Source organism: Bradyrhizobium sp. MI1.3, from assembly GCF_055811695.1.
The window spans coordinates 31995-47365 of record NZ_JBVVPQ010000003.1 but is presented as its reverse complement, the minus strand read 5'-3'; the positions used below and the strand labels follow the sequence as shown (position 1 = coordinate 47365).

18 protein-coding genes are annotated in these 15371 nt (G+C 65.0%); 4 read left to right on the top strand and 14 right to left on the bottom strand.

Features of this window, described 5'->3' with window-relative positions; all coding sequences use genetic code 11:
* Positions 1-71 precede the first annotated feature (71 nt).
* Positions 72-1043, bottom strand: coding sequence for a bifunctional riboflavin kinase/FAD synthetase (locus AC0L3A_RS02565; RefSeq protein ID WP_473253547.1), 972 nt, complete (start codon positions 1041-1043; stop codon positions 72-74).
* A 231-nt stretch (positions 1044-1274) separates the two neighbouring features.
* Here AC0L3A_RS02565 and AC0L3A_RS02560 point away from each other — a divergent pair, with 231 nt between their 5' ends.
* Entirely contained in the window at positions 1275-1670 is a 396-nt protein-coding gene (locus AC0L3A_RS02560; protein WP_007596883.1) for a response regulator, read from the top strand.
* Between the two features lie 120 nt (positions 1671-1790).
* Here the strand turns inward: AC0L3A_RS02560 and AC0L3A_RS02555 are convergent, their stop codons facing one another.
* The 9 genes from AC0L3A_RS02555 to uvrC form a co-directional block, all read right to left on the bottom strand.
* A complete protein-coding gene (locus tag AC0L3A_RS02555) occupies positions 1791-2645 on the bottom strand; it encodes a TIGR01459 family HAD-type hydrolase (RefSeq protein WP_007596875.1) in 855 nt (284 codons plus the stop codon).
* Between the two features lie 15 nt (positions 2646-2660).
* A complete protein-coding gene (locus AC0L3A_RS02550) occupies positions 2661-4136 on the bottom strand; it encodes an EAL domain-containing protein (RefSeq protein WP_473253546.1) in 1476 nt (491 codons plus the stop codon).
* Between the two features lie 142 nt (positions 4137-4278).
* The gene (locus tag AC0L3A_RS02545) at positions 4279-5409 is read right to left on the bottom strand and encodes a YihY/virulence factor BrkB family protein (protein WP_473253545.1); all 1131 of its coding nucleotides are present in this window, start codon (positions 5407-5409) and stop codon (positions 4279-4281) included.
* Positions 5410-5411: 2 nt separating this feature from the next.
* Positions 5412-6011: a phage holin family protein gene (locus AC0L3A_RS02540; protein ID WP_354168555.1), complete on the bottom strand. Its 600-nt coding sequence runs from the start codon at positions 6009-6011 to the stop codon at positions 5412-5414.
* Between the two features lie 90 nt (positions 6012-6101).
* Positions 6102-7061: a 50S ribosomal protein L3 N(5)-glutamine methyltransferase gene (gene prmB / locus AC0L3A_RS02535; protein WP_473253544.1), complete on the bottom strand. Its 960-nt coding sequence runs from the start codon at positions 7059-7061 to the stop codon at positions 6102-6104.
* The gene (locus AC0L3A_RS02530; protein WP_007596863.1) at positions 7061-7537 is read right to left on the bottom strand and encodes a molybdenum cofactor biosynthesis protein MoaE; all 477 of its coding nucleotides are present in this window, start codon (positions 7535-7537) and stop codon (positions 7061-7063) included. Before AC0L3A_RS02530 ends, prmB begins: the two co-directional genes overlap by 1 nt.
* A gap of 3 nt (positions 7538-7540) precedes the next feature.
* A complete protein-coding gene (gene moaD / locus AC0L3A_RS02525) occupies positions 7541-7792 on the bottom strand; it encodes a molybdopterin converting factor subunit 1 (protein ID WP_007596861.1) in 252 nt (83 codons plus the stop codon).
* On the bottom strand, positions 7789-8406 hold the full coding sequence (gene pgsA / locus AC0L3A_RS02520) for a CDP-diacylglycerol--glycerol-3-phosphate 3-phosphatidyltransferase (RefSeq protein WP_007596859.1): 618 nt from the start codon (positions 8404-8406) through the stop codon (positions 7789-7791). Before pgsA ends, moaD begins: the two co-directional genes overlap by 4 nt.
* Before the next feature lie 98 nt (positions 8407-8504).
* Positions 8505-10574 carry an excinuclease ABC subunit UvrC gene (uvrC, locus tag AC0L3A_RS02515; protein ID WP_007596858.1) on the bottom strand — a complete coding sequence of 690 codons (2070 nt, stop codon included), beginning with the start codon at positions 10572-10574 and terminating at the stop codon, positions 8505-8507.
* Positions 10575-10824: 250 nt separating this feature from the next.
* Here uvrC and AC0L3A_RS02510 point away from each other — a divergent pair, with 250 nt between their 5' ends.
* Positions 10825-11448 (top strand): outer membrane protein, encoded by a 624-nt coding sequence (locus AC0L3A_RS02510; protein WP_007596857.1) that lies wholly within the window; start codon positions 10825-10827, stop codon positions 11446-11448.
* A 70-nt stretch (positions 11449-11518) separates the two neighbouring features.
* Here AC0L3A_RS02510 and AC0L3A_RS02505 read toward each other — a convergent pair whose 3' ends face one another.
* The 4 genes from AC0L3A_RS02505 to AC0L3A_RS02490 form a co-directional block, all read right to left on the bottom strand.
* Positions 11519-11734: a cold-shock protein gene (locus AC0L3A_RS02505; protein WP_007614865.1), complete on the bottom strand. Its 216-nt coding sequence runs from the start codon at positions 11732-11734 to the stop codon at positions 11519-11521.
* A 249-nt stretch (positions 11735-11983) separates the two neighbouring features.
* The gene (locus tag AC0L3A_RS02500; protein WP_007596855.1) at positions 11984-12844 is read right to left on the bottom strand and encodes a 23S rRNA (adenine(2030)-N(6))-methyltransferase RlmJ; all 861 of its coding nucleotides are present in this window, start codon (positions 12842-12844) and stop codon (positions 11984-11986) included.
* A 52-nt stretch (positions 12845-12896) separates the two neighbouring features.
* Positions 12897-13589: a ribonuclease T2 family protein gene (locus tag AC0L3A_RS02495; protein ID WP_007596854.1), complete on the bottom strand. Its 693-nt coding sequence runs from the start codon at positions 13587-13589 to the stop codon at positions 12897-12899.
* A gap of 120 nt (positions 13590-13709) precedes the next feature.
* On the bottom strand, positions 13710-14174 hold the full coding sequence (locus tag AC0L3A_RS02490; RefSeq protein WP_007596853.1) for a hypothetical protein: 465 nt from the start codon (positions 14172-14174) through the stop codon (positions 13710-13712).
* A gap of 182 nt (positions 14175-14356) precedes the next feature.
* On the opposite strand from AC0L3A_RS02490, the gene AC0L3A_RS02485 reads away from it, so the two are divergent.
* The gene (locus tag AC0L3A_RS02485) at positions 14357-14650 is read left to right on the top strand and encodes a hypothetical protein (protein ID WP_007596852.1); all 294 of its coding nucleotides are present in this window, start codon (positions 14357-14359) and stop codon (positions 14648-14650) included.
* A 44-nt stretch (positions 14651-14694) separates the two neighbouring features.
* A complete protein-coding gene (locus AC0L3A_RS02480) occupies positions 14695-15225 on the top strand; it encodes a DUF3617 domain-containing protein (RefSeq protein ID WP_007596851.1) in 531 nt (176 codons plus the stop codon).
* Positions 15226-15371 lie beyond the last annotated feature (146 nt).

Genomic DNA, 15371 nt, shown 5'->3' with positions numbered 1-15371 from the left:
CGCGCAAACATGGGCTCTCCATAGCAGGGGGCTAAGGGAAGCGCAAAAGGTTCGGGGGCCGGTTTCCGGCCTCAATCGATGATGCCAAGCCGCGGAAACGCGTCCGGGGCGGCGGCGAGCATGGCGCGGGCGCGGGCGGAATCGTCGTCCATCTGGCGGATCAGGGCATCCAGGCCGTCGAATTTCAGCTCCTCGCGGATGAAGCCGATAAAGGCGCAGTCGAGCGTCTGTCCGTAAAGATCGCCCTTGAAGTCGAACAGGAAGATTTCCAGCAGCGGCGCGCCGTTATCGAAGGTCGGGCGGCGGCCGAAGCTTGCCACCCCGTCCAGCCGCTCCGCGCCGCGGCCGACCCGCACCGCATAGATGCCGTGCTTGAGGCCGCAATTGGCATCGAGGCGGATATTGGCGGTGGGATAACCGAGGTCGCGGCCGCGCTTCTCGCCGTGGATGACCTCGCCGGTGATGAACCAGGGCGCGCCGAGCATGGCCGTGGCCTCGTCGATCTGGCCTTCTGCGAGCGCGATCCGGCCCGCGCTGGACGAGACCGGCCGCTCGTCGATGTCGACATGCGGCTGCACGTCGACCTCGATGCCGAGCCGGGGCGCCTCGTTGACCAGGAGGCTCGGCGAGCCGACGCGACCCTTGCCGAAGTGGAAGTCGTAGCCGACTGCGATTCCGCCGATGCCCAGGCGCCCGATCAGGTCATGGTGAATGAAGTCTTGCGCGCTGGTCCCGGCGCGGGACTTGTCGAAGGTCATGACCACGGCGCCGTCAAGTCCGGTGCCGGCCAGAAGCCGCAGCTTGGCACGCTCGTCCGTCAGGCGGAATTGCGGGGTGTTGGGGCTGAAAAACCGCCGCGGATGCGGCTCGAAGGTCAATGCCAGCGCAGGGCGGCCATGGATCCTGCCCATTTCCAGGGCTGCGGCGATCACGGCGCGATGGCCGAGATGAACGCCGTCGAAATTGCCCATGGCGACCACGGCCCCCCTTGCAATGGCGGAGTCCGGCGTGGTGTCGCGGATAACGGTAAAATGCGGAGCCATCAGGGGAATTCTCGAACCGGCGGGACCGGCCGGGACCGTGGCGCGACGGGCCGGATGAAGTCAAGCGGGAGGGGGGCGGCCGCATCGAAGGTGATTTCAGTCCACCGGGGGCGTTCCCAGTTAACGCGCTGTTTAACGCCTTGGTGCTAGTCCTTGGAGCGTGGAACCGCGGGGCTCCGGCCCGGCAGGTCCGATCGTAATATTTCCTGGGTTTGCGTTGGGGGAGTCGAGATGGCGGTTGATTTGTCGATGTCGGTTCTGGTGGTTGACGACTACAGCACCATGATCCGTATCATCAGGAACCTCCTGAAGCAGCTTGGCTTCGAGAATATCGATGATGCAAGCGACGGTTCGGCAGCGCTGAACAAGATGCGTGGCAAGAAGTACGGTCTCGTGATTTCCGACTGGAACATGGAGCCGATGACGGGTTACGACCTGCTGCGCGAAGTGCGCGCGGATCCGAACCTCGCCACCACGCCCTTCATCATGATCACGGCCGAATCAAAGACCGAGAACGTGATCGCGGCCAAGAAGGCCGGCGTGAACAACTACATCGTCAAGCCGTTCAACGCGGCGACGCTGAAGACCAAGATCGAGGCGGTCTTCCCGGACATGGCGAGCGCGTAAGGCGCGCTCGAAGCCATCGGTTGAATTCGGAAGGCCCGGGCGGTTGTCCCGGGCTTTCTGCGTCTGGTTCGTCGTTCTGGAATCGATGCCCGATATCAAGCCGGAATGACGATCAACTCGCTACCACTTCAGTTCGCGCATCAGCGCCTTTGGCGGATGGCCGAACAATTCCAGCACCGAAGCCGGGTCGAGCTGGTCGAGACCCTCGAACTCCTCGGCATGGATGCCGCGGGTCACGAATAGGCAATCGATGCCGAACTCGCGCGCGCCGGTGAGGTCGGTCCGGACGGAATCGCCGATCGCGAGCACCTTTTTGCGGTCGATCTGGTGGCCCTGGCGTTCGCCGGCGAGCGCCATCGCGCGCTCGTAGATCGGCCGGTGCGGCTTGCCGTAGAAGATCACCTCGCCGCCGAGCTCGCGATAGAGCTCCGCGATCGCGCCGGCGCAATAGATCAGGCGGTCGCCGCGTTCCACCACGATGTCGGGGTTGGCACAAACCAGCGTCAGCTTGCGCTCGCGCGCCTTCAGCATCATGCCGCGATAGTCTTCCGCCGTCTCGGTCTCGTCGTCATAGAGGCCGGTGCAGACGATGTAATCCGCCTCCTCCAGCGGCGCGGTCACCGCATCGAGGCCGCGGTAGATCGAGTTGTCGCGCTCGGGGCCGAGCCAGAACATCTTGCGGCCGGGATGGTCGGCGACATAGAGCCGCGTCAGATCGCCTGAAGACACGATCGCGTCGTAGGTCTCGTCGGCGACGCCGAGCTTGCGCAACTGACGCTGCACGGAGTCGGCCGGGCGCGGCGCGTTGGTGATCAGGATGACCGTACCGCCGCGGCTGCGATAGGTGTGCAGCGCGTCGCAGGCTTCGGGGAAGGATTCGAGGCCGTTATGGACCACGCCCCAGATGTCGCTGAGCACGACGTCCACGCCCGCCACGAGTTCACGCAGGCTTTCAGCGAAATGCAGCGTGGTCATGATGCGTGCGGCCGATCAGATGCGGCGCGCGAGTGCGGCGTTGCCGGTGACGCGCTGTGGCGCAGACGCAGCCGATGTCGCGCCCGAGCTGGGTATGCCGGAGCCATTGGATCCCTGAGTGTCCTGTGCCTGGTTCGGCGCGGCGGTAGCAGATGACCCCTCCGGCCGCAATGGCCGGGGCGGCGCGAACAGGAACCCCTGGCCGAACCGCACGTCATAATCGAGCAGGTCGATCACGGCGCGCTCGCCCTCGATCCGCTCGGCGATCAGATCGATGCCGAAGCGGCCGAGCAGGTCGGAGAGGTCGGACGGGTGGATGTCCGAGGTCGAAGCCTGCCTGGGGTCGAGCAGGAGCGAGGCCGGCACCTTGATGAAGCGCACGCCGCGATCGGCGAGCTCGCGCGGTTCGATCCGCAAATCGGTGACATGGTCGATCGAGAAACGGAAGCCACGCTGGGCGAGCGCGGCGAGATTCTCGGTCTCGGCCAGGCCGAGATTGCGGAAGGTCGATTGCTTGAATTCCAGCACCAGCGAGGGCGCCAGCGCCCGGTTGGCCTCGAGGAAATCGAGGTATTGCGCGAAGGTCGTGGAATTGCCGAGCGTGGAAGCCGCGACGTTGCAGAACACGCCGACCTCCTTGTTGCGTACCATCAGGCGTCGCAGCACCTGCACGCAGCGCAGCATCACCATGTTGTCGATGCGCCCGATCAGGCCGGAGGCCTCCGCAATGCTGATGAACTCCTCGGCCGCGACCAGCTGGTCACGCTCGTCGCGCAGGCGCGTCACGGCCTCGTAGAAGCGGACCTTGCGCTGCGGCAGCGTCACCATCGGCTGGAGGAAGATGTCGATGCGGTTCTCGTCGATCGCGTTGCGGAGCGTCGCCAGCAATTGGGTCTGGTTGCGGCCGTTGGCGGTCTGAACCGGATTGGCGCTCTGGGTCTGGATCGCCGGTGCCGCCGGCCGTGGCGTCGGCGCGGGTGCCGGGGGAGGGGCAGCCGACCGCTCCTCTTCGAACGGGGCCATCAGGTCGAGCGACGCGTCCTGCTCCTGCCTTGCGACCGGAGCTGGGGCCGGGAGCGGCGCGTTGCCGGCCATCAGATCCTCATGAGCCGAGACGGTGGTGGCGAGCTGCCTGACCAATCCGCCGAGCTCGTTGATCTCGCCGACCACCGCCTGAATGCGGTCTGAGTTGGCCGAATTGGAGGAGGCGATGCGTGCTTCGATCGTGGCAAGCCGGCGGCCGAACTCGGCGACCTGGCGGGCGAGATCGGCGGTGCCGCGCGAAAGGTCGGCGATCTGGCCGCCGACGTCGCTGCGGTCGCGCAACCGCATCGACACTGCATTGTAGAGGATCAGGAAGGTCAGCGCCGTTAGCGCCACGATCGCGGATTCGGTTCCGCTGATGCCGGCGACCGCGTAGAGCACGAGCCCGAGCGAGGCCGCGACCAGAACCATGCAGATGGCGATGAAGATCGTCGAAATACGAATCATGCCGCGCGTTACGCCTCAAGAGCTGACTGCCTGACCGGGAAAACACGGGTGGCGTCTCGAACCCGTCACGCCGCATGCTCCCCCAAGCGGCATGAGCTTAACATCATTGTTGATTCGAGGGGATAGCGACCCAATCGCGGAGTCAGGATGGCGCCGCAGCGCCGACCGTGTCGGCCGAGACGGCCTCGCGGGTGCCAAGCGGCTTGGGTGCCCCGGTGGTCGTGTCGCGCAGGGTCTGCCGTTCGATCTCCGAATTCAGCTCGGCCCCGAACATGATGACGATCGCCGACATCCACATCCACATCATCAAGCCGATCGCAGCGCCGAGCGAACCGTAGGTCGCATTGTAATTGGCGAACTCCGAAAGGTACCAGGACAGCAGCGCCGAGCCGGCGATCCAGAGGATCGCGGCCGTCACCGCGCCGGGGCTCAGCCATTGCCAGCGCGGGGCATCGCGGCTGGGCGCGAAGCGGTAGAGGACGGCGAGCGCCGCAAGGAGAATGACGAACAGCACCGGCCATCGCGCCAGCGCCACGATCAGCTTGCTTTCGGGCGCCATGCCGAGGTGGTTGAGCGCGAGCGGGAAGGCGACGACGGCGCCCACCATCAGCAGCAGGGCAACGATGCCACCGACCGTGAAGGCCAGCGAGACCGTGTTCAGCCGGATGAAGCTGCGCTTTTCACGCTCCTCATAGGCGACGTTGAGGGCATCGAAGATGGCTTTGACGCCGGCATTGGCGCTCCAGATCGCGAGCAGGAGGCCAAACAGGAAGGTGACACCAAGCGTCGCACCGCCGTGCGACACGACGCGCGCCACCTGGTCCTCGACGATCTGGAACGCACCCTCGGGCAGCATCATCGCGAGCGATTGCAGGTTGGAACTGATTGTCGAGGGATCGGCGAACAGGCCATAGAATGAAACCAGAGCTGTGATGGCGGGAAAGATCGCGAGCAGCCCGAAAAAGACGACGCCGCCGGCGGTCGCGAGCAGGCGATCCTCGTCGATGCGCTGATAGGTGCGCCAGAGGATGTCCTTCCAGCCTGCCCACGGGATTGCGAACGGGCTTTTCGCGCGGCGGCCGCGGCCGGGCTGCGAGGCTGCGCCCGTCGGGCTCGTTTCCGGCGAATTCGCCTCGCCGTTGCGGTGGTCTTGCGGAGGTCCCGCCCTGACCAGGCCAGAATCCTGGATATACCGTTCCGCGGTGAGCACGAACACGGTCGTGGCTGCCACTAACAGCCAGCGGTCGAATTGCTCGGCGCGCCGCATACGCATTTTTAGGTATCCGCTCGGTGGCCGTGACGCCGCCGGCGCGCTGCCGTGAGCCCGACCAGCCCAACGGCCGCGAGCATCAGCCCGAGTTGCACGGGCCGGTTGGACCGAGCCGGCCACGTGCTGCCGCCATGTCCTCCTTCATGTCCGCGTTCGCCCGGCGCGAGCGGCGCCAGGGGAATTGTGGTCGCGACCTCCTTCACCGCCTCCTTCACCGTTCCGCGCGGGATGCGCGGGGTGGCGATAGCCACGCGCAGGCGGCTGGCAAGCGGCACGATCGGCTTGGTCTTGCGCTTCATCTGAGCCGTGGCCACGCCGGCGCAGGCGGCAGCCAGGACCAGGAGCACGGCGCCGACGGCGCCGAACCCCCAGAATTGCCCGTAATGGATTGCAATCCAGCGGTACAGGGCGATCAGGCCGACGAAGAAGGCTGCGACGACGAACAAGCCCGCAACCGCGAGCAGTCCGGCCGCAGCCGCGTATGACGTCATGCGCCCTGTGGCCTGGTTGCTCCGGTCGCGGGCATAGGACTGGGCGGCGCGCTTAAGATGGTTGAGCTTGAGCGCGACGCCGGCGCGCAGCAATTCGCCCGATGGCGCAAGCATGCGGTTATCCTCCGAGTGCGAGAAAATTCGTCGGGGGATGAACGTGGCGGTATTTGACTTGTTCCGACGAGGTCTGCCCGCCGTGATGGATCAGCCGAGATCGGCTGCCGCGATCCAGAACACTTCGCCCTCGGAGTCCTCGGTGTCGAGCCAGAGCAGCGGCAGTTCGGGAAAGGCTTCGTCGACGAGTTCGCGGCCGCGTCCGATCTCGCAGATCAGCCCGCCATCCGGCGTCAGGTGGTCGGGCGCGTCGCGCAGGATCCGGCGCACCACGTCGAGACCGTCGGCGCCGCCGTCAAAGGCGAGCTTCGGCTCGGCCCGGCACTCCAGCGGCAGCGCCGCCATGCCTTCGGCATCGACATAAGGCGGGTTGGTGATGATCAGGTCGTATTTGGCGTCACCGAGCGGGGCGAACAGGTCGCCGCGATGCAGGCTGATCCGGTCATCGAGCCCGTATTCGCCGACATTCCGTCTGGCGACGTCGATCGCGCCCTTGGAGATATCGACGGCGTCGATCGTGGCGTTCGGAAAATGATGCGCGGCGAGGATCGCGAGGCATCCCGATCCCGTGCAGAGATCGAGCACGCGCTCGACGGCGCTGGGATCGTCGATCAGCGAGCCGGCTTCGCCGTCGCCGCCGAAATGCGACTCCAAGAGCTCGCCGATGAAGGAGCGGGGAACGATGACGCGCTCGTCGACATAGAACGGCAGGCCGCGCATGTAGATCTTGTTGACGAGATAGGCGGCCGGTTTGCGCGTGGTGACGCGCTGATGAACGAGATCGATGATGATCCTGCCCTCGGCGGCCGTGACGCCCGCGTTGGCAAAAATCTCGAACTGCTCGGGATGCAGATGCAGGGCTTCACAGACCAGGAAGGCCGCTTCCGCGACCGGATCGGGCGTGCCGTGGGCAAAGGCAAGCTTGGCCTCATTGAAGCGGCTGACCGCATAGCGGACAAAATCGATCAGCGTGAGAAGCTCGCCGCGGCCCACTTTCGCGAGCTTTGGCGCGGCGCGGCCGCGCACGCTCTTTTTGGTCGTTGTTGCCATCAGGATCGGGTCCAGCGTGCGGTTGCTTCGTCGTCGCGGGCTTGGGCCTCGACCCAGCCGGTGCCGGTGGCGCTCTCTTCCTTCTTCCAGAACGGCGCGTTGGTCTTGAGATAATCCATCAGGAACTCGGCTGCCTGGAACGCGGCCTGGCGGTGCTGAGAGGCGGTCAGCACCAGCACGATGTTCTGGCCGGGCATGAACCGGCCGACGCGATGGATCACCGTGACGCCGTTGAGAGGCCAGCGCGAGGTGGCCTCGTCGGCATGGCGCCTGATCTCTTCCTCGGCCATGCCAGGATAATGCTCGAGCGAGAGTGCGGCGATCTTCGCGCTGTCCTCGTCGCCGCGGCAGATGCCGGAAAAGCTCACGACCGCACCGATGTCGGTGCGGTTCCCGGTCAGGACCGCGATCTCGCGCGCGATGTCGAAATCGTCTTGCTGGATACGGATGGTGACGGGGCAGGTGGCGACGGGCATGGCCTAGCCGCCGGTCATCGGCGGGAAGAACGCGATCTCGCGAGCGCCCGCGATCGCGGCGTCCGACTTGACGTGGGCATGGTCGATCGCGGCGCGGATCACCTTCGGCTTCTCGAAGGCGTAGGCGTAGGCTTCGCTTTGGCCGGACAGCCAGGCGATCAGCTCTTCCACGGTGCGCACGGTTGCGGGCGGCTCGATGGTCTCCTCGGCCTTGCCGACGCGCTCGCGCACCCAGGCGAAGTACTTCACCTTCATCCCTCATCCTCCTTGATGAGGTGATGGATGCCAGCGCCGAAATAGTCATAGCCCGTGTACATGGTGAGGATCGCCGAGGCCCAGAGCAGCGCCAGCCCGATCATCGAGACCATGGGCACCACCTCATCGCCGGCCGGACCAGCCAGCAGGAAGCCGATGGCGATGAGCTGAACCGTCGTCTTCCACTTCGCAAGCTTGGTCACGGGCACGCTGACGCGCAGCGCGGCAAGATATTCGCGCAGGCCCGAGACCAGGATCTCGCGGCACAGGATCACGATGGCGGCCCACAGCGACCAGCCGTGAATGATGCCGTCGGCGGCCAGCATCAGCAGGCACGAGGCGACCAGAAGTTTGTCGGCGATCGGATCGAGCATGCGGCCGAACGCCGATTGCTGATTCCAGATTCGCGCGTAATAGCCGTCGAGGTAATCGGTGACCGCAGCCGCGATGAAAATGGCGACCGCAACCCAGCGCAGCCACAGCGGACCGTCCATGATCGACTGTGCGTAGATGCACCCGACCACGACCGGGATCGCGGCGATCCGGCCGTAGGTCAGGATGTTCGGGAGGGACATCGCGCGGCTGGTGGTCCCTCGTGTCGTGGCGATGTTCATCCGTCCTACCAATACCGCTGCAGCCTGAAGGTCAACCGTTCCGCTCCCCAAATGGGGTGCGGGATGCGACGACCATATGACCGCGGCCCCCCTTTATTTCACCCCGGCTGGGGATGGAAATACTCGAAAATCCTGCGAGCGCTCTCGGCGCTCACCCCCGGAACCTTGCCGAGATCGGTGATCGAAGCCCGTTCGATCTCCTTCAGGGTTCCGAAATGGTGCAGCAAGGCACGTTTGCGTGACGGACCGATGCCCGGAATCTCCTGCAAGCCGGCCTCGCGGATGTCCTTCTTGCGCAGCTTGCGGTGCGAACCGATGACGAAGCGGTGCGCCTCGTCCCGCAGCCGCTGGATGAAATAGAGCACGGGGTCGCGCGGCTCCAGCTTGATCGCCTCGCGCTCCGGCATGAACAGGGTCTCGCGGCCGGCGTCCCGGTCCGGCCCCTTGGCCACCGACATCAGCGCCACTTGGGTCAGGCCGAGATTTGCAAAGATTTCCCGGACGGCGTTGAGCTGGCCGCGGCCTCCGTCGATGATCACGAGATCGGGCCATTGCGGGAAGTCGTCGTCCTTGGTTTTGGCCGCGCCCTCTTCGGGCGGGTTGATCAGGCGCTTGAAGCGGCGCTCCAGCACTTCGCGCATCATGGCGAAGTCGTCGCCCGGCGTGATCCCTTCCGACTTGATGTTGAACTTGCGGTACTGGTTTTTCACAAAACCGTCTGGGCCGGCGACGATCATGGCGCCGACCGCGTTGGTGCCCTGGATGTGGCTGTTGTCGTAGACTTCGATCCGCTTCGGCGCATGCGTCAGGTTCAGGGTCGTGGCCATGGCGTCGAGCAGACGGCTCTGCGTCGCGGTGTCCGCGAGCTTGCGGCCCAGGGCCTCGCGCGCGTTGGTGAGCGCGTGGGTGACGAGCTCCTTCTTCTCGCCGCGCTTCGGCGTGGACACCTCGACCTTGCGGCCGGCCTTGATCGACAGCGCGTTGCCGAGCAGCTCGCTCTCCTCGATCTCGTGCGAGAGCAGGATATTCCTCGGCGGCGGCTTGTCGTCGTAGAACTGGGCGAGGAAGGAGCCGAGCACCTCTTCCGGCGTATACGTCTTCTCCGCGCGCGGGAAATAGGCGCGGTTGCCCCAGTTCTGCCCGGTGCGGAAGAAGAACACCTCGACGCATGAGAAGCCGCCCTCCTGGTGGATGGCGAAGACGTCGGCTTCTTCCACCGTGCGCGGATTGATGCCCTGCTGCGACTGGATCGCGGACAACGCAGCGAGGCGGTCGCGGTAGAGCGCGGCGCTCTCGAATTCGAGCTCGCCGGAGGCCTTCTCCATCTCGGCGGCAAGCTCCTGTTTCACCGCATGGCTCTTGCCGGACAGGAAGTCGCTCGCCTCGCGCACCAGGGTCGTGTAGCCGGGGAAGTCGATCTCGCGGGTGCAGGGGCCGGCGCAACGGCGGATCTGATAGAGCAGGCAGGGCCGCGAGCGGCTCTCAAAGAAGGAATCCGTGCAGGAGCGGATCAGGAACGCGCGCTGAAGCGCGGTGATGGTGCGGTTGACGGCGCCGGCAGAGGCGAACGGGCCGAAATAGCGACCGGGCCGCGTCTGCGCGCCGCGATGCTTCAGGATCTGAGGCGCCCAATGGTCGCCCGTGATCAGGATGTAGGGAAACGACTTGTCGTCGCGCAGCTGCACGTTGAAGCGCGGCCGAAGCTGCTTGATGAGGTTGGCCTCCAGCAGCAGTGCTTCAGTCTCGGTGTGGGTCGAGATGATTTCCACGGTAACTGTAGCGGCGATCATGCGCAGGATGCGGGCCGGCTGCGGCGCACTCTGGCGCGCATAGTTCGACAGGCGCTTTTTGACGTTCTTGGCCTTGCCGACATAGAGCACGTCGGCATTCGCATTGAGCATGCGGTAGACGCCGGGCGAGGTGGGAGCGAGGCGGACCGCGCGTTCGATCGCCTCGTGGCCGGTCGCCAGCGGCTCTTCGCCGACGGTGCCGCTCTCTTCCAGGATGTCCGGCAGCCGTGCGTCGTCCTCGTCGTCGCCGTTTGCTGTGGCGGGATCGAGGTCGGGCGGCGCCGCTTCGGTTTCCTGGGCCGGGACATCGGGTGCGTTGCCGCGCACGGGTTTGCGCGTGCGTGCGTCGTCCGGATTGTCGGTGGAATCGTGAACCATGGTGCGAATTTAGGCGCTGCGGGTGCCGATTTGAAGTTCCGGCCGTGCGGCACGCACAGGATGGCGGCGCAGTTCCCGGTAACGCTTGCTTAAGCCTGTTAACAGCCCGGTAACCCGACTTAACAGGCCTTTAACTTAAAACTCTCGATAAATCTTACGCGAAAAAGTGGTGGTTCCGTAACCATGCGGTTTTGCCTCGCGCGGCGGCGCAGGCATCGCACCGGTGACGGCAGTTGCGTTGGAGTGTGTGATGAAGGCGCTCGTTGTGGGCGCAGCCGCGTTGGCTGCAGTCGGCTGGACGGCTTCGGCAGAGGCCGCCGATCTCAATTACGGGCAGCGTGCGCCCTATACGGTCAATCAGCCGCTCAATGCCTATAGCTGGGCCGGCCCGTATCTCGGTGCCAATCTCGGCTATGAATGGGGTTCGGTGAACAACAATCCCGCAAAGCCGTCAGGCTTCGTCGGCGGCGTTCAGGCCGGCTACAATTTCCAGACCGGCCCTTGGGTGTTCGGCGTCGAGGGCGACATCCAGGCCGCCGGTGCCGACGACACCTTCGCGCCGTGGAAGTTCTCCAATCCGTGGTTCGGTACCCTGCGCGGCCGCGCCGGCTATGCCTTCAGCAACGTGCTGTTCTACGGCACGGCGGGCCTCGCCTTCGGCGAGCTGCGCGCGCAGACGTTCGGCTGGACCGAGTCGCACACCAGCGCTGGCTGGACCATCGGTGCCGGCGCGGAAGTCGGATTCGCGCCGAACTGGAGCGCCAAGCTCGAATATCTCTATATCGATCTGTCGACGAGTCAGTTCGCGATTACAGGCGTGTCAAACGGCTATAGCGCCAGCGTTGTGCGCGCAGGCGTGAACTATCACTTCTGATAGCTAAGAAGAAAATACCGGACCAACCTCCCGGCCGCTTGCGGCCGGGATTTTTTTTACGCCAGGCTCGCTAGGGAAGGATGACCAAATCGACCGCCTTCGGCCCCTTGCCCTTCTTGTCCGGTTCGACTTCGAAAGTAATACGCTGTCCTTCGGCAAGGTCCTTCAGTCCGGCCCGCTCCACAGCAGTAATATGTACGAAGACGTCGCGGCCCCCGTCGTCCGGCTTGATGAATCCGTAGCCGCGCTCACCGTTGAAAAACTTGACCGTTCCCGTCATGGCCATCGGGAAACTCCCCCTCATTGCTCCTCCGTCGTGACGCAGACGCACGTCACGATATGACCGGGCCTTACGAAGCCCGGGAGCTGGCCATCCTTGGGCAGACCATTTGGTCCGACTGGATCTTTCTTAGGCCTTCACTCCGCCGCAACCATTCGCGGAAGCGGAACGTAAAGCCAGTCACGGAAACAGCATAATACGGTTCTCCGCAGATTGACCACCGCTCCTGCATATTTTTCCCAAGATGCCGGAGTGTTACGGTCTCGGCACCTCTAATCGGAATCTGGCAGCGCCACCCTGGCCGAGCGGCATTTCCAGCTCGGGCAGGATCGTCTTGAGCTCGCCCTGCAGCGTGTAAGGGGGATTGACGATCAAGAGCCCGGTGGAGGTGAGAGTTGCACCGTCGGCCTGCGGCGCCACGCTGAATTCGAGGCGCAGGCATTTTCCCGGCGGTTTTGCTGCGGCTGCGAGCCGCGCCACTGATTGCACCAGCGCGTCGGTGGCGCGCCGGCTCTTGGCGGGATACCAGATTACATAGATACCGGTCGGCCATTTCGCGAAAGCCGTCGAGAAGGCCTCGCCGAGCTTTTCGAACTCGTCCTTTGCCTCGAACGGCGGGTCGATCAGGACGATCCCGCGCCGTTCCTTTGGCGGCACGAAAGCCGGCAACGCCATCCAGCCGTCGAGGTCGACCACGCGGGCCTGCTCGTCATGGCGCAGCACGCCGATCAGCGCTTTCCGCGCCTTCGGCTCGAGTTCGCAGGCGACGAGGCGATCCTGCGGCCGCATCAGGGCGCGCGCGATCAGCGGCGAGCCCGGATAGGCCTTGAGCTCGCCTTTCGGATTGAAGGCGCGGACGATGTCGAGATAGGGCTTGGTCAGTGCCATGGCGTCGTTCGACAGCCGCGCGTGCATCAGCCGCGCAATGCCCGTCAGCCACTCGCCGCCGCGGCGCGCCTCGTCGCTTTCGAGATCGTAGAGGCCGGCGCCGGCATGGGTGTCGATGACGCGGAACGCGCCCGGTTTGTCCTGGAGATAGGTGATGATGCGCGCCAGCACGATGTGCTTGATGACATCGGCGAAGTTGCCGGCATGGAAGGCGTGGCGGTAATTCATGCAAGAGCACTACGCCACGTGGCGGCTTGAGCAAAGAGGCACGATGCCTGGGCTACCCACCCCGGATCGGCGGCATCGCCACCTGGTCGCGGCGGCAGGCGCGGCGGTCGATCTCCTCGCAGGCGCGGAATTGCAGGTCCTTGCTGAGGCAGATGCGGACTTCCGATAGCCGCGTCCGGTTGCAGGTGATCGAGACGGCGGCATTGCTGAGGCCCGGATTGGCCTTGATGAAGGCTTCCTCCACCTCCGCCGGCGCCACGGTCTTGGCCTGCGACAGATCGAGATATTCAGCCGGAATCTTGATCGCGGCGCGCGCCTTCCGGATCGTCTCGAAATAGCTGCGGTCGGCGAGCCCCGAGCAGGTGCCGTGCTTGTCCCATTCGTTGAAGATCAGACCCGGCGCCGGCATCAGATCGAGCATGGAGGAGACGATGCTGCGGTTCAGCCGCGGCGAGGGCCGCTGGCAATATTCCGGAAAACCGTTCTCATATTGCGGCCACAGACCATGCACCACGAAAGCGTAGGGCCGTCCGCTGCACTGGGTCTGCGAGCGGCCGCCGCGCTCCGCCGCCTCCTCGCAGAAGGAGGGCGACCACGACAGCGACAGCACATAAAAATCGAATTCGCCGGGCGTGTTCTGCCGCTTGTCCTGGGCCTTGGCACCGCCGGCCAGCGCAGCCAGCCCGGCTGCAAGCGTCAGCGAGATCATCAGGCGGGAGAAAAAATGCAATCTGGAATGAAACATGGCGACGCCCCTCAACTAGACTGTGCAGAAGAGCCTAGCAGGCGGTAAGAACATTTCAAGAACAAAATTCGGACGACCGTCGTTCGGCCGCCTGATCGGTCCGGATCAGAACTTTTGCAATTATTGTTTGGCGGCGCGGCAGGCCGGGTTGTAGGCCCAGTTGCGGTCGAGCCCGACCACACACCATTCGACGCCCTGGCCGTAGCCGGCGAAGCCGCCATCCTCGACAATCGAGAAATGCACCTTGCGCAGCTTGCCATCCGTGAGCATAGCCTCGCCGGTGCAATAGCGGCGCGGGATGTTGTCGGACGCCCAGGGCCGGAACGCGGTCTCGTGAACGGCGGAGAAGCCGGTGATCTTCAACGAGGAATTCCAGAACGAGCTTTCTTTCTCCCAGAACTGGCTGGCGATCGTCGGCAGCGCCCTGTCGCATTCGGAGACGTTGCCGTCATAGCGCGGCCCGCTCAGCCAGAAATTCAGCTCCAGCGGATTGGCGGCCCTGGCCTCACCGAGCGACAGCGCCCCGAACAGGAGGCCGAGCACGGCGGCAAAGCGGAGCGATTTCAGGAAGGTCGAGGCGCGCATGGGCAATCCAGACAGCATGATCTGCGAGGGTCGGACGGTGCCGCGAAGGCCGGGGGAGGTCAAGTGCAGCGCGGCAACACTTGCCGACGAGTTGACCGCAATGCTGCACCAGAGGGGTCTTCGGTTCTTTCCACCGCCGCGCCGGCACCGTAAACTGCCACCAACCAATCGGAGTGACGGGAATGCGAATCATTGCGGCCGCGGGCCTACTTGCCTTGGGTATGATGGCGAGCCAGTCGGCGCGCGCCGATCTCCTTCCGGTGCCTCCGTTCAAGGGCAACGACACCGGCGGTATCATCGCCTATTCGATGGCAACCCAGGTCGATGCGCGGCAGGTCGCGGTCGATCACTGCGCGCGCTACGGCAAGGTCGCCAAATTCCTGGCGATGCAGGCCTATGAGGGCGGCTACATCTCGTTCTCCTGCCGCTGGGTGCCTTATGGCGCGGCCGACCAGCCGATCCGCACGCTCTACTGAGGCGCTTTCGCAGCGCCGCTACCTCTCAGCCGGGAGCTTCCCACATGACGCGCAAACTCGCTTTGCTCGGCTCCGCCCTTTGCCTCGTCGTGTCGGCAGGCAGCGCCCGCGCTGACGACCTGCCGGTGCGCAAGGCGGGCCTGTGGGAATTGAAGATGGTCAGGACCGGCACGCCGGTGCCCGAGATGACCATGCAGCACTGCACCGACGAGACCGTCGACAAGGAGATGAACAACAACGTCTCCCCGATGGCCAAGCAGATTTGCGCCAAGCAGGACATCAAGAAGACCGCGACCGGCTATGTCAGCGATTCCGAATGCAATGTCGCCGGCATCAGCACGACCTCGCATGCCGAGATCACCGGCGATTTCAATTCGGCCTATACAGTGAAGACGTCGTCGCACGCGCAAGGCGGCGCCGCCGGCGCAGCAGGCCGCGACACGACCCTGCAGCTCGAAGCGAAATGGCTGGGGGCCTGCAAGCCGGACCAGAAGCCCGGCGACATCGTGATGCCCGGCGGCTTCAAGATGAACGTGCGCGACATGGACAAGCTGAAAGCGCTGTTGCCGAAGTAAGACTCTTCCCTCTCCCCTTGCGGGAGAGGGTGGCGGGGGGGGGGGGGGGGGGGGCGGGGGGGGGGGGGGGGGGGGGGGGGGGGGGGGTTGGGGGGGTTTTTTGGGGGGGGGGGCGCCCCCCCCGGGGGGGGGGGGGCCCCGAGAAC

Bases quoted from the DNA above. Each gene is read 5' to 3' on its own strand.
- AC0L3A_RS02565 (WP_473253547.1), bottom strand. From the start codon at position 1,043: ATGGCTCCGCATTTTACCGTTATCCGCGACACCACGCCGGACTCCGCC.
- AC0L3A_RS02560 (WP_007596883.1), top strand. From the start codon at position 1,275: ATGGCGGTTGATTTGTCGATGTCGGTTCTGGTGGTTGACGACTACAGC.
- AC0L3A_RS02555 (WP_007596875.1), bottom strand. From the start codon at position 2,645: ATGACCACGCTGCATTTCGCTGAAAGCCTGCGTGAACTCGTGGCGGGC.
- AC0L3A_RS02550 (WP_473253546.1), bottom strand. From the start codon at position 4,136: ATGATTCGTATTTCGACGATCTTCATCGCCATCTGCATGGTTCTGGTC.
- AC0L3A_RS02545 (WP_473253545.1), bottom strand. From the start codon at position 5,409: ATGCGTATGCGGCGCGCCGAGCAATTCGACCGCTGGCTGTTAGTGGCA.
- AC0L3A_RS02540 (WP_354168555.1), bottom strand. From the start codon at position 6,011: ATGCTTGCGCCATCGGGCGAATTGCTGCGCGCCGGCGTCGCGCTCAAG.
- prmB (WP_473253544.1), bottom strand. From the start codon at position 7,061: ATGGCAACAACGACCAAAAAGAGCGTGCGCGGCCGCGCCGCGCCAAAG.
- AC0L3A_RS02530 (WP_007596863.1), bottom strand. From the start codon at position 7,537: ATGCCCGTCGCCACCTGCCCCGTCACCATCCGTATCCAGCAAGACGAT.
- moaD (WP_007596861.1), bottom strand. From the start codon at position 7,792: ATGAAGGTGAAGTACTTCGCCTGGGTGCGCGAGCGCGTCGGCAAGGCC.
- pgsA (WP_007596859.1), bottom strand. From the start codon at position 8,406: ATGAACATCGCCACGACACGAGGGACCACCAGCCGCGCGATGTCCCTC.
- uvrC (WP_007596858.1), bottom strand. From the start codon at position 10,574: ATGGTTCACGATTCCACCGACAATCCGGACGACGCACGCACGCGCAAA.
- AC0L3A_RS02510 (WP_007596857.1), top strand. From the start codon at position 10,825: ATGAAGGCGCTCGTTGTGGGCGCAGCCGCGTTGGCTGCAGTCGGCTGG.
- AC0L3A_RS02505 (WP_007614865.1), bottom strand. From the start codon at position 11,734: ATGGCCATGACGGGAACGGTCAAGTTTTTCAACGGTGAGCGCGGCTAC.
- AC0L3A_RS02500 (WP_007596855.1), bottom strand. From the start codon at position 12,844: ATGAATTACCGCCACGCCTTCCATGCCGGCAACTTCGCCGATGTCATC.
- AC0L3A_RS02495 (WP_007596854.1), bottom strand. From the start codon at position 13,589: ATGTTTCATTCCAGATTGCATTTTTTCTCCCGCCTGATGATCTCGCTG.
- AC0L3A_RS02490 (WP_007596853.1), bottom strand. From the start codon at position 14,174: ATGCGCGCCTCGACCTTCCTGAAATCGCTCCGCTTTGCCGCCGTGCTC.
- AC0L3A_RS02485 (WP_007596852.1), top strand. From the start codon at position 14,357: ATGCGAATCATTGCGGCCGCGGGCCTACTTGCCTTGGGTATGATGGCG.
- AC0L3A_RS02480 (WP_007596851.1), top strand. From the start codon at position 14,695: ATGACGCGCAAACTCGCTTTGCTCGGCTCCGCCCTTTGCCTCGTCGTG.